Source organism: Teichococcus vastitatis (genome assembly GCF_003604215.1).
GTDB classification, from domain to species: domain Bacteria; phylum Pseudomonadota; class Alphaproteobacteria; order Acetobacterales; family Acetobacteraceae; genus Pseudoroseomonas; species Pseudoroseomonas vastitatis.
This window is the reverse complement of record NZ_QXGS01000022.1, coordinates 13,999-32,693: the sequence shown is the minus strand read 5'-3', so window position 1 is coordinate 32,693 and position 18,695 is coordinate 13,999. Positions and strand designations below refer to the sequence as shown.

19 protein-coding genes are annotated in these 18,695 nt (G+C 68.4%); 13 read left to right on the top strand and 6 right to left on the bottom strand.

From position 1 onward, the window contains the following. Window positions 1–122 precede the first annotated feature (122 nt). The 6 genes from D2K64_RS17605 to D2K64_RS17580 all read left to right on the top strand — a co-directional run bounded on the left by D2K64_RS17605 (window position 123) and on the right by D2K64_RS17580 (window position 6,669). Window positions 123–950 carry an NAD kinase gene (locus tag D2K64_RS17605; protein ID WP_120009704.1) on the top strand — a complete coding sequence of 276 codons (828 nt, stop codon included), beginning with the start codon at window positions 123–125 and terminating at the stop codon, window positions 948–950. A 167-nt stretch (window positions 951–1,117) separates the two neighbouring features. Continuing rightward, the gene (locus D2K64_RS17600) at window positions 1,118–2,707 is read left to right on the top strand and encodes an ABC transporter substrate-binding protein (RefSeq protein ID WP_120009703.1); all 1,590 of its coding nucleotides are present in this window, start codon (window positions 1,118–1,120) and stop codon (window positions 2,705–2,707) included. Between the two features lie 4 nt (window positions 2,708–2,711). Next, entirely contained in the window at window positions 2,712–3,683 is a 972-nt protein-coding gene (locus tag D2K64_RS17595; RefSeq protein WP_120009702.1) for an ABC transporter permease, read from the top strand. Between the two features lies 1 nt (window position 3,684). Beyond that, window positions 3,685–4,617 carry an ABC transporter permease gene (locus tag D2K64_RS17590; RefSeq protein ID WP_120009701.1) on the top strand — a complete coding sequence of 311 codons (933 nt, stop codon included), beginning with the start codon at window positions 3,685–3,687 and terminating at the stop codon, window positions 4,615–4,617. Window positions 4,618–4,642: 25 nt separating this feature from the next. Continuing rightward, entirely contained in the window at window positions 4,643–5,671 is a 1,029-nt protein-coding gene (locus tag D2K64_RS17585; protein WP_120009700.1) for an ABC transporter ATP-binding protein, read from the top strand. Continuing rightward, window positions 5,668–6,669, top strand: a complete 1,002-nt coding sequence (locus D2K64_RS17580) for an ABC transporter ATP-binding protein (RefSeq protein WP_120009699.1) — start codon at window positions 5,668–5,670, stop codon at window positions 6,667–6,669. The genes D2K64_RS17585 and D2K64_RS17580 overlap by 4 nt, the downstream gene beginning before the upstream one ends. Before the next feature lie 63 nt (window positions 6,670–6,732). On the opposite strand, the gene D2K64_RS17575 is transcribed toward D2K64_RS17580, so the two are convergent. The 3 genes from D2K64_RS17575 to D2K64_RS17565 all read right to left on the bottom strand — a co-directional run bounded on the left by D2K64_RS17575 (window position 6,733) and on the right by D2K64_RS17565 (window position 9,541). Next, window positions 6,733–7,197, bottom strand: a complete 465-nt coding sequence (locus D2K64_RS17575) for an Lrp/AsnC family transcriptional regulator (protein ID WP_120009698.1) — start codon at window positions 7,195–7,197, stop codon at window positions 6,733–6,735. A gap of 97 nt (window positions 7,198–7,294) precedes the next feature. Beyond that, entirely contained in the window at window positions 7,295–8,425 is a 1,131-nt protein-coding gene (locus D2K64_RS17570) for a type III PLP-dependent enzyme (protein WP_120009697.1), read from the bottom strand. 417 nt (window positions 8,426–8,842) lie between these two features. Next, window positions 8,843–9,541 carry a TetR/AcrR family transcriptional regulator gene (locus D2K64_RS17565; protein WP_238384261.1) on the bottom strand — a complete coding sequence of 233 codons (699 nt, stop codon included), beginning with the start codon at window positions 9,539–9,541 and terminating at the stop codon, window positions 8,843–8,845. A 113-nt stretch (window positions 9,542–9,654) separates the two neighbouring features. On the opposite strand from D2K64_RS17565, the gene D2K64_RS17560 reads away from it, so the two are divergent. Next, the gene (locus D2K64_RS17560; RefSeq protein WP_120009695.1) at window positions 9,655–10,821 is read left to right on the top strand and encodes an HlyD family secretion protein; all 1,167 of its coding nucleotides are present in this window, start codon (window positions 9,655–9,657) and stop codon (window positions 10,819–10,821) included. 10 nt (window positions 10,822–10,831) lie between these two features. After that, window positions 10,832–12,403: a DHA2 family efflux MFS transporter permease subunit gene (locus D2K64_RS17555; RefSeq protein WP_120009694.1), complete on the top strand. Its 1,572-nt coding sequence runs from the start codon at window positions 10,832–10,834 to the stop codon at window positions 12,401–12,403. Window positions 12,404–12,413: 10 nt separating this feature from the next. On the opposite strand, the gene D2K64_RS17550 is transcribed toward D2K64_RS17555, so the two are convergent. From D2K64_RS17550 to D2K64_RS17540, 3 genes are read right to left on the bottom strand one after another with little or no spacing between them, the layout of a single operon-like run. Next, window positions 12,414–12,680, bottom strand: coding sequence for a hypothetical protein (locus D2K64_RS17550; RefSeq protein ID WP_120009693.1), 267 nt, complete (start codon window positions 12,678–12,680; stop codon window positions 12,414–12,416). Further along, on the bottom strand, window positions 12,680–12,892 hold the full coding sequence (gene thiS, locus D2K64_RS17545) for a sulfur carrier protein ThiS (protein WP_120009692.1): 213 nt from the start codon (window positions 12,890–12,892) through the stop codon (window positions 12,680–12,682). Before thiS ends, D2K64_RS17550 begins: the two co-directional genes overlap by 1 nt. A 56-nt stretch (window positions 12,893–12,948) precedes the next feature. Further along, on the bottom strand, window positions 12,949–13,638 hold the full coding sequence (locus D2K64_RS17540; RefSeq protein ID WP_120009691.1) for a hypothetical protein: 690 nt from the start codon (window positions 13,636–13,638) through the stop codon (window positions 12,949–12,951). Window positions 13,639–13,839: 201 nt separating this feature from the next. Here D2K64_RS17540 and D2K64_RS17535 point away from each other — a divergent pair, with 201 nt between their 5' ends. From D2K64_RS17535 to accC, 5 genes are all read left to right on the top strand, one after another. Next, a complete protein-coding gene (locus D2K64_RS17535; protein WP_120009690.1) occupies window positions 13,840–15,828 on the top strand; it encodes a BCCT family transporter in 1,989 nt (662 codons plus the stop codon). Between the two features lie 64 nt (window positions 15,829–15,892). Next, the gene (locus D2K64_RS17530; RefSeq protein WP_120009689.1) at window positions 15,893–16,225 is read left to right on the top strand and encodes a four-helix bundle copper-binding protein; all 333 of its coding nucleotides are present in this window, start codon (window positions 15,893–15,895) and stop codon (window positions 16,223–16,225) included. 145 nt (window positions 16,226–16,370) lie between these two features. Continuing rightward, window positions 16,371–16,826, top strand: coding sequence for a type II 3-dehydroquinate dehydratase (aroQ, locus tag D2K64_RS17525; protein ID WP_120009688.1), 456 nt, complete (start codon window positions 16,371–16,373; stop codon window positions 16,824–16,826). A gap of 35 nt (window positions 16,827–16,861) precedes the next feature. Beyond that, a complete protein-coding gene (gene accB / locus D2K64_RS17520; RefSeq protein ID WP_120009687.1) occupies window positions 16,862–17,326 on the top strand; it encodes an acetyl-CoA carboxylase biotin carboxyl carrier protein in 465 nt (154 codons plus the stop codon). Window positions 17,327–17,338: 12 nt separating this feature from the next. Further along, window positions 17,339–18,682: an acetyl-CoA carboxylase biotin carboxylase subunit gene (gene accC, locus D2K64_RS17515; protein WP_120009686.1), complete on the top strand. Its 1,344-nt coding sequence runs from the start codon at window positions 17,339–17,341 to the stop codon at window positions 18,680–18,682. Window positions 18,683–18,695 lie beyond the last annotated feature (13 nt).

The window sequence follows — 18,695 nt, the reverse complement described above, 5'->3', positions numbered from 1 at the left end:
GCTGAAGGGGCGGATGGGGAACCATCCGCCCCTTTCGCATAGGCGGGCCCGGCTTGCCGCCCCTTGCAGTGGCTGCGCGCAGAAGGCTTGATGCTGCTTCGCCAAGGAGAACCCGTCCCGCCATGACAGCCGCCCTGCTGGGACAGTCCGCCGGCTTCGGCGATACGCCGGATCTTCCGCCTGACCTGCGCGGCCGCGTCGCGTTTCTGGCCGCGCCGACCGACGTGGCCGAGAACGCCCGCGCCCGCTTCGTGGCCCTCTATGGCGACGCCGCCCCGGACACCGCCGTGGTGGTGGTGGCGCTGGGCGGGGATGGCTTCATGCTGGAGGTGCAGCACCGCTTCCTCGGCCGCAACATGCCGGTCTATGGCATGAACTGCGGCAGCGTCGGCTTCCTGATGAATGATTTCCACGAGCACGACCTGCTCGCCCGGTTGTCCGTCGCCCAGGCCGCCGTGCTGCACCCGCTGCGCATGCGGGCGCTCGGGGCCGATGGCGCGCTGCACGAGGCGCTGGCCATCAACGACGTCAACCTGCTGCGGGAAACGCGGCAGGCCGCCAAGATCCGTATCCTGGTGGATGGCAAGGAGCGCCTGCCGGAACTGATCTGCGATGGCATCCTGATCTCCACGCCAGCCGGCAGCACCGCCTATAATCTTTCGGCGCATGGACCGATCGTACCGCTGGGTGCCAACCTGCTGCCGATGACACCGATCTCGGCCTTTCGCCCGCGGCGCTGGCGCGGCGCGTTGCTGCCCTCCGACGCATCCGTCACCTTCCAGGTGCTGGAGCCGGCCAAGCGGCCGGTCGCCGCGGTGGCCGACTACGTGGAGGTGCGCGACATCCGCTCGGTGGAGGTGCGGGAAGACCGCAGCCTGCGGCTGACCCTGTTGTTCGACCCTGACCACAGCCTGTCGGAACGGATCATCGCGGAACAGTTTACCGCTTAGGCCGCGCCGCACATGCCTCCTGTTGCGCCAGGATCGTTGTATTCTGCTGAAAACGGATGCCCGGCAGGAGTGGAGATGTGATTTGCCAAACTGTCATATGCTAGCGACGGTTTTGCCATTCTGTTAACGTGGCCCCTGCTGAGACTGATTGTGCGGGGGCAGGGATCATGAAAATCGGTACCAAGGCGGCCATTCTGGCCGCCGTTTCGGCGTTTGCGGTGGGAGCCGCGGGCCCGGCCAAGGCGCAGAACCTCACCATGGCCGTGGGAGCGCAGATCACCTCGTTGGATCCGCATTACCACGCCCTGTCGCCCAACTTCGCCGTGGCGACGATGATCTTCGACACGCTGACCCAGTTCGACGCCGATGCGCGCATGGAGCCGGGCTTGGCGGAATCCTGGAAGGTCGTGTCGCCGACCGCCTGGGAATTCAAGCTGCGCCCCAATGTGCGCTTCCACAACGGCAACCCGTTCACCGCCGAGGATGTTGCCTTCACCATCGGACGCGTGCCGCAGGTGCCGAACAGCCCCTCTTCCTACGCCATCTACACCCGCGCCATCGAGCGCGTGGAGGTGGTGGACCCGCTGACGGTTCGCTTCCATACCCGTTCGCCCTATCCCGTGCTGCCGAACGATCTGGCGCAGGTCGCCATTCTGGATCGCGAGACGCATGACCAGGCGAGCACGGACGACTTCAACTCCGGCAAGGTCGCGATCGGCACCGGCCCCTTCCGCTACGTCGATTTTCGGTCCGGCGAGCGGCTGCGGCTGGAGCGCAACGAGGAATACTGGGGCGACAAGGCGCATTGGAATGCGGTCGATTACCGGGTCGTGGTCAATGACAGCGCCCGCACCGCCGGCGTGCTGGCCGGCGACGTGGACTTCATCGACCAGGTGCCCACCAGCGACATCACCGCCCTGAAGCGCGACGAGCGCGTCAAGCTGGCGGAGAAGGACGGGCTGCGCATCATCTTCCTGGCGCTCGACCACCTGCATCCCGAGGGCTCGCCGCAGATCACCGACAAGGACGGCAAGCCGCTCGGCAAGAACCCGCTGCTGGACGTGCGGGTGCGCCGCGCCCTGTCCATGGCGATCGACCGGCAAGCCATTGCCTCCCGCGTCATGGAAGGGGCTGCCAAGCCGGCCGGGCAGTTCCTGCCGGAAGGCGCCTTCGGCCACGTGCCGGGGCTGGATGCGCCGAAGGCGGATCCGGAAGCGGCCAAGAAGCTGCTGGCCGAGGCCGGTTACCCGGACGGCTTCCGCATCACCCTGAGCGGTCCCAATGACCGCTACATGAACGACGGGCGCATCGTGCAGGCGATCGGCCAGATGTGGACCCGCATCGGCATTCGCACCACGGTGGACGCGCAGCCCTGGACCGCCTTCATCTCCCGCGCCGGACGGCAGGAATTGTCGGCCTTCCTGGTTGGCTGGGGTACCGCCTCGGGCGAGGCGTCCTCGCCGCTGCGCTCGCTGGTGGCCAGCTACAACCGCGACAAGGGCTTCGGCTTCTCCAACCGCGGCCGCTACGCCAACCCGGCGATGGACGCCAAGCTGGAGGCCGCTCTGGCCGAACTGGACGACGGCAAGCGCGAGGCGCTGCTGCAGGAAGCGACCACCATCGCCATGCAGGATGTCGGCATCATCCCGATCCACATCCAGAAGAATCTGTGGGCGATGCGCCCCACCCTGACCCATGAATCCCGCGCCGACGAATTGACTCGCGCGCAGGATGTGCGTCCGGTGGCGGCCCGCTGATCCGATGAGCGTTTACCTCCTCCGCCGGCTGCTGCAGTCGGTGCTCGTGATGCTGGCGATGTCGGTCATCGTCTTCGTCGGCGTCTTCGCCATCGGCGATCCGGTTGAGATCCTGATTTCCCCGGATGCCGACCAGATGGAACGCGAGCGCGCGATCAAGGCGCTCGGCCTCGATCTGCCCTTGTGGATGCAGTACCTCTCCTTTCTGGGCAATGCGCTGCGCGGCGACCTCGGCCGCTCCTTCGTGTTCAACGAGCCGGCGCTGCAGCTGATCCTGCAGCGCATGCCGGCGACGCTGGAGCTGGCCCTCGGCGCGACGATCATGGCGCTGATCATCGGCCTGCCGCTCGGCCTGTATGCCGGGTTGAAGCCGAAATCGCCGCTCTCCTCCACCATCATGGCCGGCTCCATCCTCGGCTTCTCGCTGCCGACCTTCTGGGTGGGGCTGATGCTGATCATGGTGTTCGCCGTGCAGCTCGGCTGGCTGCCTTCCACCGGGCGCGGCCCCACGGTGGAGGTATTGGGCATGCGCTGGTCCTTCCTGACCTGGGACGGGCTGCGCCACCTGGCGATGCCGGCGCTGAACCTCGCTTTGTTTAAGATCAGCCTGGTGATCCGCCTGACCCGCGCTGGCGTGCGCGAGACCATGCTGATGGACTATGTGAAGTTCGCCCGCGCCAAGGGCCTGTCGCCCGCCCGCGTCACCTATGTCCACGTGTTCAAGAACATCCTGATCCCCGTGGTCACCGTGGTCGGGCTGGAACTCGGCTCCACCATCGCCTTCTCGGTGGTGACGGAAAGCGTCTTTGCCTGGCCGGGCATGGGCAAGCTGATCATCGACAGCATCAACGTGCTCGACCGGCCGGTGATCGTCGCCTACCTGATGATGATCGTGCTGATGTTCATCACCATCAACCTGCTGGTGGACCTCGCCTATTCGGCGCTCGATCCGCGCGTGCGGCTGGAGAACAAGTGACATGAGCACCACCACCGCCCAGGGCGCGCCGATCGCGGCGGCGCCCGCGCCCGCGCCCAAGGTGGAGGGGCCCTGGCGCCGCTTCATCTCCGAATTCGCCGAAAGCAAGCTGGCGCTGCTCGGCTTCATCGTGTTCACGATCATCGCGCTGATCGCCATCTTCGCGCCCTGGATCGCGCCGCAGAACCCCTACGACCTCGCCCAGCTCGACATCATGGACGGGCGGATGGAGCCCGGCACGGTGGGGGGCGCCGGCTTCACCTACTGGCTCGGCACCGATGACCAGGGGCGCGACATGCTCTCCGGCATCATGTACGGGCTACGCATCTCGCTGCTGGTGGGCGTCGGCTCGGCGGTCATCGCCTGCGCCGTCGGCGCCTCGCTCGGCATGCTGGCGGCCTATGCCGGCGGCAAGACCGACACGGTGATCATGCGCTTGGTCGACCTGCAGCTGTCCTTTCCGTCGATTCTGGCGGCGCTGATGATCCTGGCCTTCCTGGGCAAGGGCGTGATGAACGTCGTGCTCGCGCTGGTGATCGTGGAATGGGCCTATTACGCCCGCACCGTGCGCGGCACGGCGCTGGTGGAGCGGCGGCGCGAATACATCGAGGCGGCGCAGTGTCTAGCACTGCCGACCCGGCGCGTGATCTTCCGCCACCTGCTGCCGAACTGCATGCCGCCGCTGATCGTGGTGGCCACCATGCAGATCGCCCGCGCCATCGCGCTGGAGGCGACGCTGAGCTTCCTCGGCCTCGGCGTGCCGATCACCGAGCCCTCGCTCGGCCTGCTGATTTCCAACGGCTACGAGTACATGCTGTCCGGCAAGTACTGGATCAGCTTCTATCCGGGCATCGCCCTGCTGGTGACCATTGTTTCCATCAATCTGATGGGCGACCAGCTGCGCGACGTGCTCAATCCGCGACTCAAGAAGTAAGGGCCGGGACTTGGCTATTTCCTCGATGGCTGCTTCCCCCGGGGCCGTTTCCCCCGTTTCTGCCACTGCCTCCTCGCCAACGCTGGAGGTGCGCAACCTGCAGACCCACTTCTTCACCCGCGCCGGCGTGGTGAAGGCGGTGGACGGCGTGTCCTTCACCGTCGGCCGCGGCAAGGTCATGGGACTGGTAGGCGAGTCCGGTTCCGGCAAGACCGTGACCGGCTTCTCCATCCTCGGCCTGGTCGACGAGCCCGGCCGCATCGTCGGTGGCGAGATCCTGTTCCACGGGCAGAACCTCGCGCGGCTCAAGGAAGAGGAGATGCGCCAGCTTCGCGGCAACCGCATCGCCATGATCTTCCAGGACCCGATGATGACGCTGAACCCGGTGCTCCGGGTCGACACGCAGATGATCGAGACCGTGCTGGCGCACACCAAGGTCAGCAAGGAGGAGGCCCGGCAGCGCGCCCGCGATACGCTGGGTATGGTGGGCATCCCCTCGCCGGACGAGCGGCTGAAATCTTACCCGCACCAGTTCTCCGGCGGCATGCGCCAGCGCGTCGCCATCGCCATCGCCCTGCTGCACCGCCCCGAGCTGATCGTGGCGGACGAGCCGACCACCGCGCTCGACGTGACGATCCAGGCGCAGATCCTGGCCGAGGTGCAGAAGCTCTGCGCCCAGACCGGCACCGCGATGATCTGGATCACCCACGACCTGACCGTGGTGGCCGGCCTCGCCGACGAGTTGGCGGTGATGTATGCCGGCCGCGTGGTGGAGCATGGCCCGGTGAACGGGACGCTGGACAAGCCGCTGCACCCCTACACCATGGGATTGATCGGCAGCGTGCCGTCCCGCAACAAGCGCGGCGAGCCGCTGCGGCAGATCCCGGGCATGACGCCCTCCCTGCTGAACCTGCCGGTCGGCTGCGCCTTCCGCACCCGCTGCCCCAAAGCGCAGGACAAGTGCCAGCAGGACCCGCCGCTGGGCGAACTGCTGCCCGGCCGCCGCGCCCGCTGCTTCTTCCCCTACAACATGCCCGCCGAGGCCGCCGCATGAGCACGCCGATCATTGAACTGAAGGGCGTCTCGAAGCGCTTCTCCAAGCCGCTCGACCTCGCCGGCAAGCTGGCGCGCAAACTCGGCGCCCCGGTGAAGGACGAGACGGTGCACGCCGTGGATGGTGTCGACCTCATCGTGCGCAAGGGCGAGGTGGTCGGGCTGGTGGGCGAGTCCGGCTGCGGCAAGTCGACGCTGGGCCGCATGGTGGCGGGTATCATGCCGGCCTCGAACGGTGACATCCTGTGGCACGGCAAGCGCCTGGACAGCCTTCAGGGCGCCGAGGCGCGACAGGCCAAGCTGCAGACGCAGATGATCTTCCAGGACCCCTATGCCAGCCTGAACCCGCGCATGAAGGTGGCCGACATCGTCGGCGAGGCGCCGCTGGTGCACGGCCTCACCAAGCGCAGCGAGTGGGACGGCTATGTCGACAACCAGATGCGGCGCGCCGGGCTCGATCCCAGCTTCAAGCGCCGCTACCCGCACCAGTTCTCCGGCGGCCAGCGGCAGCGCATCGGCATCGCCCGGGCGCTGGCGGTGCAGCCCGAATTCATCGTCTGCGACGAGGCGGTGGCCGCGCTCGACGTGTCGATCCAGGCGCAGATCCTGAACCTGTTCATGGATCTGCGGCGCGAGCTGGACCTGACCTACCTGTTCATCAGCCACGATCTCGGCGTGGTGGAGCACCTCTCCGACCGCGTGGTGATCATGTATCTGGGCCGGGTGGTCGAGGAAGCGCCGGCCGAGGAGGTGTTCGCCCGCGCGAACCACCCCTACACCCAGGCCCTGCTGTCCGAGGTGCCGCGGATCGAGGCGCGCAAGAAAAGCTTCGCCGGCATCAAGGGCGAGATCCCGTCGCCGCTGAACCCGCCGTCGGGGTGTCATTTCCACCCGCGCTGCCCGCACGCGTTTGATCGCTGCAAGGTGGAGAAGCCGGCGCTGAAGGAGATCGCGCCGGGGCACAAGTCGCGCTGCCACCTGAACGACCGCGCGGCCTGAGCATCCCGCATCCGATCCGATGCGGGCATGGGTCCGGGGCGGCTGAACCGCCCCGGACCTGTTTTATTCTTCCGTCGCCTCGGCCACCGGCAGGATGGCGGTTTCCTTGGCCGAGGTGATGGCCAGGATGGTTTCCGTCCGTTCCACCCCCGGCTGGCCGCGCACCTGATCCGCCACGAAGCGTTCTAGCGTCGCGAGGTCGGGCAGGCGCAACTTCAGCAGAAAGGTCCAGGCGCCGGTAACGTGGTGGCATTCCAGCACCGGCTCGGCGGCGCGCATGGCGATGCGGAAGGCGTCCTCGTCGCGCCCGGGGCGCAGCGACACGAACACGAAGGCCAGCAGCGGGCAGCCGATGGCGCCGGGGTCGAGATCGGCGCGCCAGCCCCGGATGGTGCCGCGCTCTTCCAGCCGCTTCACGCGCTCCGCCGTGGCGGACACCGACAATCCCGCGACCTTGGCCAACTCCGCCAGGCCGGCGGCACCATCTTCCTGAAGCGCGACGAGAATGTTCCGGTCAATGACGTCCATGACGCCAGTTTATCCGGCAGCGCGGGTTAGACAAACGAGAAAACGGCGCGCTGCAGAGCTGCGGTGGCGGGATGCCTGAAGGCATCCCACCCGCGGCTCAGATGTAATGCTCGGCCAGCGGCCTGAAGCCGTTGAAGTTCTGGCTGGCATAGGTGGTCACATAGGCGCCGGTGGACAGCAGCTCGACACGATCGCCGCAATCCAGCGCCATCGGCAGGCGGTAATTCGACTTCTCGTACAGCGTGTCGGTGCTGTCGCAGGTCGGGCCGGCGATGGTCACGGGCCCTTCCGCGCCACCATCATGCGGCGTACGGAAGCGGTACTTGATCGCCTCGCCCTCGGTCTCGGCCAGGCCGCCGAAGCGGCCGATGTCGAGATACACCCAGCGCACCGGATCGTCCCGCTCCTTGCGGGACACCAGCACCACCTCGGCCGACAGAACGCCGGCATCGCCCACGATGAAGCGGCCGGGCTCCACCAGGATCTCCGGCAGGGCATTGCCGAAATGCTCCACCATGGCGCCCATGATGGCGGCGCCGAAATCGTCGATCTCCGGCACCTCCGTACGGTAGCGCACAGGGTAGCCGCCGCCGAGATTGGCCATGCGGAGCTGGATGCCGGCATCCTTCAGGTCGGTGAACAGCATCGCCACCCGGGCGATCGCCGCCTCATAGGCGGCGGTGCGGGTCTGCTGGCTGCCGACATGGAAGGAGATGCCATACGGGTCGAGGCCGAGGTCGCGGGCCTGGATCATCAGCTCGCGCGCCATGTCCACTTCGCAGCCGAACTTCTTCGACAGCGGCCACTCGGCGCCCAGATTGCCCACCAGGATCCGGCAATACACCTTGGATCCGGGGGCGGAGCGGGCGAGCTTGAGTAGCTCCGGCTCGGAGTCGAAGGCGAACATCCGCACGCCGGCCGCGTAGGCGGCCCGGATCGCCGATTCCTTCTTCACGGTGTTGCCGAAGGAGATCGATTCTGGCTTGGCGCCCTGCGCCAGGCACATCTTGACCTCCTCCAGAGAGGCGGCGTCGAAGCAGGAGCCGAGGTCCACCAGCCGGTTCAGGATCGGCGCGGCGGGATTGGCCTTAACGGCGTAATAGACGCGGGCCAGCGGCATGGCGGCCTTCAGCCGGCCGTAATTCTCCGCGACGCGATCCACGTCGACCACCAGGCACGGCGTGGCCGGAGCAACGTCGCGCAGGAAGCGGAAGACCTTCTCGGTCATCGCACCATCCTCCCATCCAGATACGGAGGACCGGCCCTTCCAGGCTGCGGCCCCAAGTTGACGAAACGGTCTAACGAACCAGCGACCAGAAGTGGCCGGTATCGGGCTTGCGCCCTTGCCGGGGTTGCCAGAACGCTTGACGTCGTTGCGTAAACCTTTGGCCGGTGTTGGGCCGGCCTGGGGCCAGAGGCACGTGCGTACTGCGTCTGGCGGCGCATATAGAGATGTCGCCCTCGCACGCAAAGAGGTTTTTGAAGCTCCGCCGGTTTTTTTCCGTGGGCTTCGTTAACAAAGCGGAAATCTGACGAGAAGAAGGCCAGGGTGCAGGCGGGCTCGGGTGCGGAACCGCACAGCCGGGGGAAACTCTCCGATCGGGTGGCGCGCATCCTGATTCAAGTGAGGATGCGCGGCCGGCTGTCAATCCGGCGCCTTGTCCGGCGCGGCGTCCGCGGCCGGAGAAACAGCGGCCCCGTAGAGCCGCGCCACCGCCCGCGCCGCCTCTGCCGCCGCTTCCCGCACGTCGCCGCCGGGCTGTTCCGGCGGCAGGCCGAGCACGGCCCGCAGAAAGGTGTCGCTGCGCAACAGGGCCAGGAACTGGTCGGCCACCAAGCGCGGATCGGCATCCGGGCGCAGCCGCCCGGCCTGCTGCTGCCGCGCCATCCAGCCGGCCAGCCAGCGCCGCACCGTCTGCGGTCCCGCCTCGTAGAAGCCTCGGGCCAGATGCGGGAAGCGGACTCCTTCGCTGATCACCACCCGGTGCAGCGCGCGGACCCGCGGGAGGAGCAGGAACTCCAGCCAGCGCCGGCCCAGCTCCGCCAGGGCGTCCTCCAGCGCCGGGGAGCGGGTCGGCAGCGCTCCCTCCATCATGGCCTGCATCTGCGTGCAATGGCTCTCGATGATGTCGGTGAACAGGGCTTCCTTGCCGGCGAAATGCGCGTAGAGCGTGGCCTTCGACACCTGGGCGGCACGCGCCACCGCATCCATGGACACGGCGCCGAAGCCCTCGGCCATGAACAGCTCCGCCGCCGCTTCCCGGATGGCGCGGCGCTTCGGTGAGGTGCCTGCCTCGGGCAGAACAGCGGGATCGGACATGATGCGGGTGGTAGGGCGAGACATTGCCTTTGCGCAAGAAGGAACTGAACGGTTCAGTTCAGCTTGACTTCGGAAGTCTTCGGAGGCAGTTGAGGCGTGTTGAACCGAACTGAACCGTTCAGTTCTAGGAAGGCCTGATGAACGCTCCCGTTTCACCGCCGGTTCCGGCCGAAGCCGCCCAGCCGGCATCGGCGCCGGAGAAGCCCCGCCGCCCGGTGCGCCGCTGGCTGCTGCGCATCCTGCCGCCCCTGCTGTTGTTGGTCCTGCTGCTGGGCGGCAATTGGTACTGGACCACCGGCCGCTTCCTGGCGGAAACGGACGACGCCTATGTGCAGGGCGACATCGTGGTGCTGACGCCGCGTGTCGAGGCTGATGTGATCGCCATCGAGGTCGCGGACAACCAGCCGGTGAGCCGCGGGCAGGTGCTGCTGCGCCTGGATGACCGCGATGTCCGGCTGCAGCTGGCGCAATCACGCGCCGCCCTGGCCGAGGCCGATGCCGTGGTGCTGACGGCGCGGCAGACCCTGGAGCAGCTGCGCGCGCAGATCGGCGCCGCCGAGGCGCAGCGCGAGCAGGCGCTGGCCGAGCAGGTGCGGGCCGAGGCCGATGCCCGCCGCACCCAGGCCCTGGTGGGCGGTGGCTGGTCGTCGCGCCAGTCCAACGACCAGGCGCTGGCCGACCAGCGCAAGGCCGAGGCCGCCGTGGCCGCCGCCGAGGCGGAGCTGGCGGTGCGCCGGCAGGCGGTGCCGGTGCAGGAGGCGCAGCTCGCCCAGGCCCAGGCGAAGCGCGACCAGGCCGCGGCCGCGGCCAATATGGCCGCCATCACCCTGACCTACACCGAGATCCGCGCGCCGTTCGACGGCATCGCCGGCAACCGGGCCGCGCAACTCGGGCAGCGGGTGCGGCCGGGGCAACAGCTGATCGCCGTGGCGCCGCGCGCCGAGGCGCTGTTCGTCACGGCCAATTTCAAGGAAACCCAGCTGGAGCGCATGCGGCCGGGCCAGCCGGTCGAGATCCGCGTGGATGCCATTCCGGGCCACGCGCTGCACGGCCATGTGGACAGCTTCGCCCCCGCCACGGGCAGCGAGTTCAGCCTGCTGCCGCCGGAGAACGCCACCGGCAACTTCACCAAGATCGTGCAGCGCGTGCCGGTGAAGCTGGTGCTGGAACCCGGCCAGCCGGCCGGGGCGGTGGCGCGGCTGCGCCCCGGCCTTTCGGTGGTCGCCGAGGTGGACACCCGTGCCGATCCGGAAGCCCCGCGTGGCGTGCTGGCCGCCGCGGGGGCGACGCTCGGGCTGCGCTGAGGACCCTGGCATGAGCGCCACCACGGCGGCCGAGGCGGGCGCGCCCGCCGCGCCGGCCCTGACCCTAAAGTCGCGCATCGGCTTCATGGCCATGGTGTTCGGCATGTTCATGGCGATCCTGGACATCCAGATCGTCTCCGCCTCTATCTCGGAGATCCAGGCCGGCCTGGCCGCCAGCCCGGACGAGGCGAGCTGGGTGCAGACCTCCTACCTGATCGCCGAGATCGTCATGATCCCGCTGTCGGGCTTCCTGTCGCGGCTGTTGTCGACCCGGGTGCTGTTCACCGCCTCGGCCGCCGGCTTCACCGTGTTCTCGCTGTTCTGCGCCATGGCCTCCAATCTCGGCGCCATGATCGCCTTCCGCGCGGCGCAGGGCTTCATCGGCGGCGCGATGATCCCGACGGTGTTCGCCGCCTCCTTCATGCTGTTCCCGCGCGAGAAGCGCGCCACGGCCACGGTGATCATCGGCCTGACCGCGACGCTGGCGCCCACCATCGGCCCGACGCTGGGCGGCTGGCTGACGCAGAGCTTTTCATGGCACTGGCTGTTCCTGATCAACGTGCCGGTGGGCGCGGTGATCGCCCTCGTGGTCTGGAACACGGTGGACATCGACAGGCCGGATCACGGGCTGCTGCGCCGCTTCGACTGGTGGGGCCTGCTGGCCATGGCCTGCTTCCTGGGCAGCCTGGAATACGTGATGGAGGAAGGACCGCGCTGGGACTGGCTGCAGGACGAGGCGGTGCGCGATCTCAGCCTCCTGTGCGTCGTCGCCGGCATCGCCTTCTTCTGGCGGGCGCTGACGCGGCCGGAGCCGATCGTCGATCTCCGCGCCTTCCGCGACCGCAACTTCGCCATCGGCTGCCTGTTCGCCTTCATCCTCGGCATCGGGCTGTACGGCTCGGTCTACCTGATCCCGCTCTTTCTGGGGCGGGTGCGGGGCTACAATTCGCTGCAGATTGGCGAGGTGATGTTCATCACCGGCGCCTGCATGTTCGTCGCCGCACCCTTTGTCGGCCGGCTGCTGGCGCGCTTCGATCCGCGCATCCTGCTGGCCTGCGGACTGGTGCTGTTCTTCTGGGCGGCGTGGGAAACCGCGCGGCTGACGGTGCAGAGCGGCTTTCCGCAGATGGCCTTTCCGCTCGGGCTGCGTGGCGTCGCCATGATGCTGTGCATGGCGCCGCTGAACCAGATCGCGCTCGGCACGGTGGCGCCGGCGCAGCTCAAGGGTGCCTCGGGGCTGTACAACCTGATGCGCAACCTGGGTGGCGCGGTGGGGCTTGCCGGCATCAACACCCTGGTCAAGGACCGCTCCTTCGGCCACCGGCTGCACCTGACGGAGCAGCTCAACTGGGCCCGGCCCGAAGTGAACCAGTACTGGTCGACACTGTCCGGCGCCATGGAGCGGCAACTCGGCGGGGCCGCGGACATGGCCGCGCTCGGCCGCATCAGGACCATGGTGGCGCAGCAGGCGCTGGTGCTGGCCTATAACGACGTGCTGGTGGTGATGGCGCTGCTGTTTCTGGGCTGCCTGCCGCTGGTGCTGATGCTGCGCCGCCCGCGCGGCGTAGGCGACGCCCATTGAGCGGCGTGGCTCAGTTCAGCGCCATGCAGCGGCTGCGGCTGTCTTCCCGGCGGGTGATCACCTGGCAGGTGACCCACTTGTTGTTCTTCTGCAGCAGGTAGGACACCCCGCCGAGGTTGCCGGCGATGTCGGTGATCGTCCAGCCCTCGTTCAGCAGCGCTTCCATCGACTGGTCCAGCTCCTGGAACAAGGTCACCCGGCCCGGCGGGGTCTGGGCCGCGGCGGGCAGAATCCAGGGCAGCATCAGCCCGACCACCATCCAGCGGCGCCGCCGCATCAGAAGCCACCGATGAAGTGGGCGATCTCCAGCGTGTCGCCCTGGTGCAGCGCGGTGTCGCCGAAGGCGGCGCGCGGCACGGTTTCCAGGTTGCGCTCCACCGCCACGCGACGGGTGTCGAGGCTCAGATGGGCCAGCAGCTCGGCCACCGTCACGGCGGGCTGGATGAACCGCGACTCTCCATTGAGGGTGATTTCGATTCGGTCGGCCATGGGGCGAATGTGGACTCCTGCGGCGGGATCGGAAAGGGGGCTGCCCGCGAGGCGGATCAGGGGGCCGCGGCCGCAGGGGCAGGGAGCACCGCCGGAACCGCCGGCTCCGTTGCCGCGGCCGATGCGACGGCCGGCGTCGCATCGACCGGCGCCGTGGCCGGAACCGGCGGGGCAGGCGGCAGGGCCGCGTCGGCCCCTGCTGCGGCGGAGGGATCGTGCGGCACCATCACTGTGTCGGTGCCGGGCACCGGAACTGGCGCGGGGGCCGGCGGGTTCACGTTGGGCACGGTATAATCGGCCACGATGCGCGCTTGGTTTCCGGCGATCACCAGGACCTTCTGGCCGATCGCCAGCGGAGTCTCGTCCCGCTGCACCACGGAGATCAGCTCGCCATTCGGCTTGCGCACGATGTACTCGTAGCCGGGGCTGGAGCCGACGCCCTTTTCCACCGCGGTGCCCAGCAGCCCCCCGATCAGCCCGCCGCCGATGCCGGCGAAGGCCGAGGTGATGTCGCCGCCGCCGACCCGCGTGCCGGCCACGCCGCCCGCCGCGGCGCCGCTCACCGCGCCCGTGGTGCCATCGGCCGAGATCTCGATCTGCCGCCGGCCGATCACCACGCCGGGCTCGACCTTGTTGGCCTGCTGCACGGCACGGCTGGAATAATGATCCGGCGAATAGCTGGGACTGCAGCCGGCCAGGCCGGCCAGCGCCAGAGCCAGCAGGCCGGTGCGGTTGAACGCGTTCATTGGGGCCTCCATCAACGCCGCCGGATCGGGGCCGGCGGTTTCCGCGGCTGCGGCTGCATGGCCGGTCCTGTGGTGCGATGCAACCCAAGGATGTGGCCGTGGCGGCGGCCCGGCGCCGGCGCGGCACCGCAACCCCTGTGCCGGGCTGACGTTGCCCGGGCACATCCGCCCCTGGAAACCGATTGTCACGAGGAGGCACGCATGGCCGACCCCGCTTCGTCAGGCTCCGCAGGCCGACCCGCCGCCACGTCCCGGCCGGACCGTGTCGTTGCGATCTGGGCCGCGGCCCTGATCATCGCCTTCGTGTTGTTCGGTGCCCTGCTGCCCGACACCGCTTCGGCCACCTTCAGCGCCGCGCAGTCCTGGATCACCGAGGAGCTGGGCTGGTTCTACCTGCTGGCGGTGGCCGGCTTCCTGATCTTCGTGGTCGGGCTGGCGGTCAGCAGCCATGGCCGTGTGCGCCTCGGACCCAACCATTCCGAGCCGCAGTTCAGCTACGGCGCCTGGTTCGCCATGCTGTTCAGCGCCGGCATGGGCATCGGGCTGGTGTTTTTCGGCGTGGCCGAGCCGGTAACGCATTTCATGGCCCCGCCCGAGGGCGAGCCGGCCAGCATCGCCGCCGCGCGGGCGGCCATGCGGCTGAGCTACTTCCATTGGGGGCTGCATGCCTGGGCGATCTATGCGGTGGTCGGCCTCAGCCTGGCCTATTTCAGCTTCCGCCACGGTCTGCCGCTGACCCTGCGCTCGGCGCTGTACCCGCTGGTGGGCGAGCGCATCCACGGCCCGATCGGGCATGCGGTGGACATTTTCGCGGTGATCGGCACCATGTTCGGCGTCGCCACCTCGCTCGGGCTCGGTGCGCTGCAGGTCAATGCCGGGCTGTCGCACATGGCCGGCGTGCCGGTCGGCTTCGTCACGCAGGTCGTCCTGATCGCGGTGATCACCGCCCTGGCGACGTTGTCGGTGGTGTCGGGTCTCGACAAGGGCATCCGCCTGCTGTCCAACGCCAACCTGATCATGGCCAGCCTGCTGATGGCCTTCGTGTTCGTGGTCGGGCCGACCACCTTTCTGCTGCGGACCTTTGTGCAGAACCTGGGCGGCTACATCGACCAGTTCGCGGTGCGCACCTTCAACATGTACGCCTATGATCCCAAGGACTGGCTGGGCGACTGGACCTTGTTCTACTGGGGCTGGTGGATCGCCTGGTCGCCCTTCGTGGGCATGTTCATCGCCCGGATCTCGCGCGGGCGGACCATCCGGGAATTCGTGCTCGGCGTGCTGCTGGTGCCGGCCGGCTTCACCTTCGCCTGGATGACCGTTTTCGGCGACAGCGCGCTCCACCTGCACCTGACCGGCGTCACCGAGGCGGTGTCCCGCACCGTGCAGCAGGACGTGACCATGTCCCTGTTCGTGTTCCTGGAGCAGTTTCCGCTGTCGCTGGTCAGCTCCTGGCTCGCCATGCTGCTGATCGTGACCTTTTTTATCACCTCGGCCGACAGCGCGGCGCTGGTGGTCAGCACCATCGCCGCCGGCGGGCAGGAGCATGTGCCGATGCCACAGCGCATCTTCTGGGCGGTGTCGTCCGGGGTGATCGCGGCCGTGCTGCTGGCCACGGGCGGCCTGCAGGCGCTGCAAACGGCGGCCATCGTCAGCGCCCTGCCGTTCACCGTGATGATGCTGCTGATCTGCTACGGCCTCTGGCGCGGGCTGGCCCGGGAAGGGCTGCGGCACAACGCCCTGGCCCAGAGCCTGCCGCCGCGGCAGAACCGCTCCTGGGAACGCCAGTTGCACGGCATCCTGAGCTATCCGCGGCGGGAGGAAGTGCTGGGCTTCCTCCACGGCGTGGCCGCGCCGGCGCTGGAAGCCGTCGCCGCCGAGCTGCGCGGCCGCGGCCTGGAGGCCGAACTGCAGCAAAGGGAAGGGCGGCTCCGGCTGATCTCCATGCCGGGCGCCCCGGAGGAATTCCATTACAGCCTGCGCCTGCGCGAATACGTCCTGCCCAGCTTCAGCTATTTCGAGAGCGCCGAGGAGGCGGAACAGCGGGAGCACTACTACCGCGCCGAGGTGTTCCTGGAGGATGGCAGCCAGGATTACGACGTGATGGGCCTGACGCGGGAGGAGCTGATCCAGGACGTGCTCGGCCAGTATGACCGCCACTTCCAGTACCTGCACGCCGTGCGCGCCCGCTGAGCCGGCAACCGCTGCGTGCCGTTTCCGTTCACCCGGAAGGCCTCAGCCGAAAGAGAGTTATTCCATGCACCACCTGTCCGACGAGATGCGGGCCTGCATCGAGAAGTGCCTCACCTGCTACAGCACCTGCCTGTCCATGGCGTCCGGCCATTGCCTGGAGGCCGGCGGCGCGCATGTCGAGGCCAAGCATTTCCGCCTGATGCTGGCCTGTGCCGAGATCTGCCGCACATCGGCCCATTTCATGCTGCTGGGCACGCCGCACCATCGCCACACCTGCGCCGAATGCGCCGAGATCTGCCGCGAATGTGCCGATGACTGCGAGCGTGTCGGCGACATGCAGGCCTGCGTGGACGCCTGCCGGACCTGCGCCGAAAGCTGTGAGGCCATGGCGGCCTGACGGAAGCCCAGCGTTCCGAGCAGGTTAGCCGCCACCGGGCCGGTTCCGCGGCGCATGGCCGCCGCCCTGCTGCGCCGCAGGCTGCTTGCGGGGCGGAAACCCGTCGTGCTACCGCCGCGACCGACATCGGACGGAAGCCCGCATCGTGAACCCGCCGCTGATCTTCGTGTTGAACGGACCCAACCTGAACCTGCTCGGCACTCGCCAGCCGGAGATCTACGGGTCGGAGACGCTGGACGACATCGAGGCGCTCTGCGCCGAGACGGCGGACGCGCTGGACCTCGCCATCGATTTCCGCCAAAGCAACGTCGAGGGCGAGCTGATCTCCTGGGTGCAGGAGGCGCGCTCGGTGGCGGCGGGCATCATCATCAATCCCGCCGGCTACTCGCACACCTCGATTGCCTTGATGGATGCCCTGCTCGCATCCGACCTGCCGGTGGTCGAGGTGCATCTGAGCAACATCCATCGCCGGGAATCCTTCCGGCACCTGTCCTACGTCTCCAAGGCGGCGCAGGGCGTGATCTGCGGCCTGGGGCCGCATGGCTACGCCCTGGCGCTGCGCGGCATCGCCGGCATCCTCGCCCAGGCCGAGCAGGACTGAGCGCACAAGAGCAAGAGGTTCCCACAGGAACGATCATGACTGGCATCTCCTTTGGCCCGGACGCGATCCGGGCGCTGGCGCAGATCCTGCGCGAGACCGACCTGACCGAGATCGAACTGGCCGACGGGGAAAGCCGCGTCCGCGTCACCCGCAGCATCACCATGGCCGCGCCGATGGCCCTGGCGGCGCCCGTCGCCGCCGCCCCGGCGATGGCCGCGGTGGCCGCCGCTCCGGTCGCCGCGCCGGCCGAGGTGGATGCCTCGACCCCGGGCGCCGTGACCTCGCCGATGGTGGGTGTCGCCTACCTGTCGCCCGAGCCGGGGTCCGCGCCCTTCGTGCAGCTGGGCGCCAAGGTCGCGGCCGGGCAGACCCTGCTGCTGATCGAGGCGATGAAGACCTTCAACCAGATCAAGGCGCCGAAGGCCGGCACCGTGACGCGCATCCTGATCGAGAGCGGCACGCCGGTCGAGTATGGCGAGCCGCTGATGGTGGTTGAGTAAAGGCACCCCGTGATGTTCAAGAAGGTGCTGATCGCCAATCGCGGCGAGATCGCGCTGCGCGTCCACCGCGCCTGCCAGGAAATGGGCATCCGCACCGTGGCCGTGCATTCCACCGCTGATGCCACGGCCATGCATGTGCGGCTGGCGGATGAAAGCGTCTGCATCGGCCCGCCCGCGGCGCGCGACAGCTACCTGAACGTGGCCGCCATCCTGTCGGCCGCTTCCATCACCGGCGCCGAGGCGATCCACCCCGGCTATGGCTTCCTGTCGGAGAATGCCTCCTTCGCCGAGATGGTGGAGGCGCACGGCTTCACCTTTATCGGCCCGACCGCCGAGCACATCCGCATGATGGGCGACAAGATCGCCGCCAAGCAGGCCATGGCCTCGCTGAACGTGCCGCTGGTGCCCGGCAGCGCGGGCGAGCTGGCCAGCCTGGAGGAAGCGCGCGAGGTCGCCGAGCGCATCCGCTATCCGGTGCTGATCAAGGCCGCAGCCGGCGGTGGCGGGCGCGGCATGAAGGTGGCCCATTCGGCGGAGGAGCTGGAGGAAGCCTGGCGCGTCGCCCGCACCGAGGCCAAGGCCGCCTTCGGCAACGACGCCGTCTACATGGAGAAATATCTCGACCGGCCGCGGCATATCGAGCTGCAGGTCATGGCCGACATGCATGGCAACGTGGTGCATTTCGGCGAGCGCGACTGCTCGCTGCAGCGCCGCCACCAGAAGCTGGTGGAGGAGGCGGGTTCCCCCGCGCTGACCGCCGCCGAGCGCGACGCGCTCGGCGCGCAGGTGACGGCTGGCCTGCGGAAGCTCGGCTACCGCAACGCCGGCACGCTGGAGTTCCTGTGGCAGGATGGCCAGTTCGCCTTTATCGAGATGAACACCCGCCTGCAGGTCGAGCATCCGGTGACCGAGATGGTCTGCGGCATCGACCTGGTGAAGGAGCAGCTGCGCGTCGCCGCCGGCGAGACGCTGGGTTACGAGCAGTCCGACATCGCCTTCAACGGCCACGCCATTGAATGCCGCGTTACCGCCGAGGACCCGGTCACCTTCGCGCCCTCGCCGGGCCGCGTGACCACCTATCATGCGCCGGGCGGCCTGGGCGTGCGGGTGGATAGCGCGCTGTATGCCGGATACGCCGTGCCGCCGCATTACGACAGCCTCGTGGCCAAGCTGGTGGTGCACGGCAAGACGCGCGCCGAGGCCATCGCCCGCATGCGGCGCGCGCTGGAGGAGATGGTGGTGGACGGCATCCGCACCACCCTGCCGCTGCACCAGCGCATCATGGCCGATCCCGGCTTCCAGTCCGGCGACTACACCATCCACTGGCTGGAACGCTTCGTCGGCCTGCAGGATTGACGCCGGGGCCGGC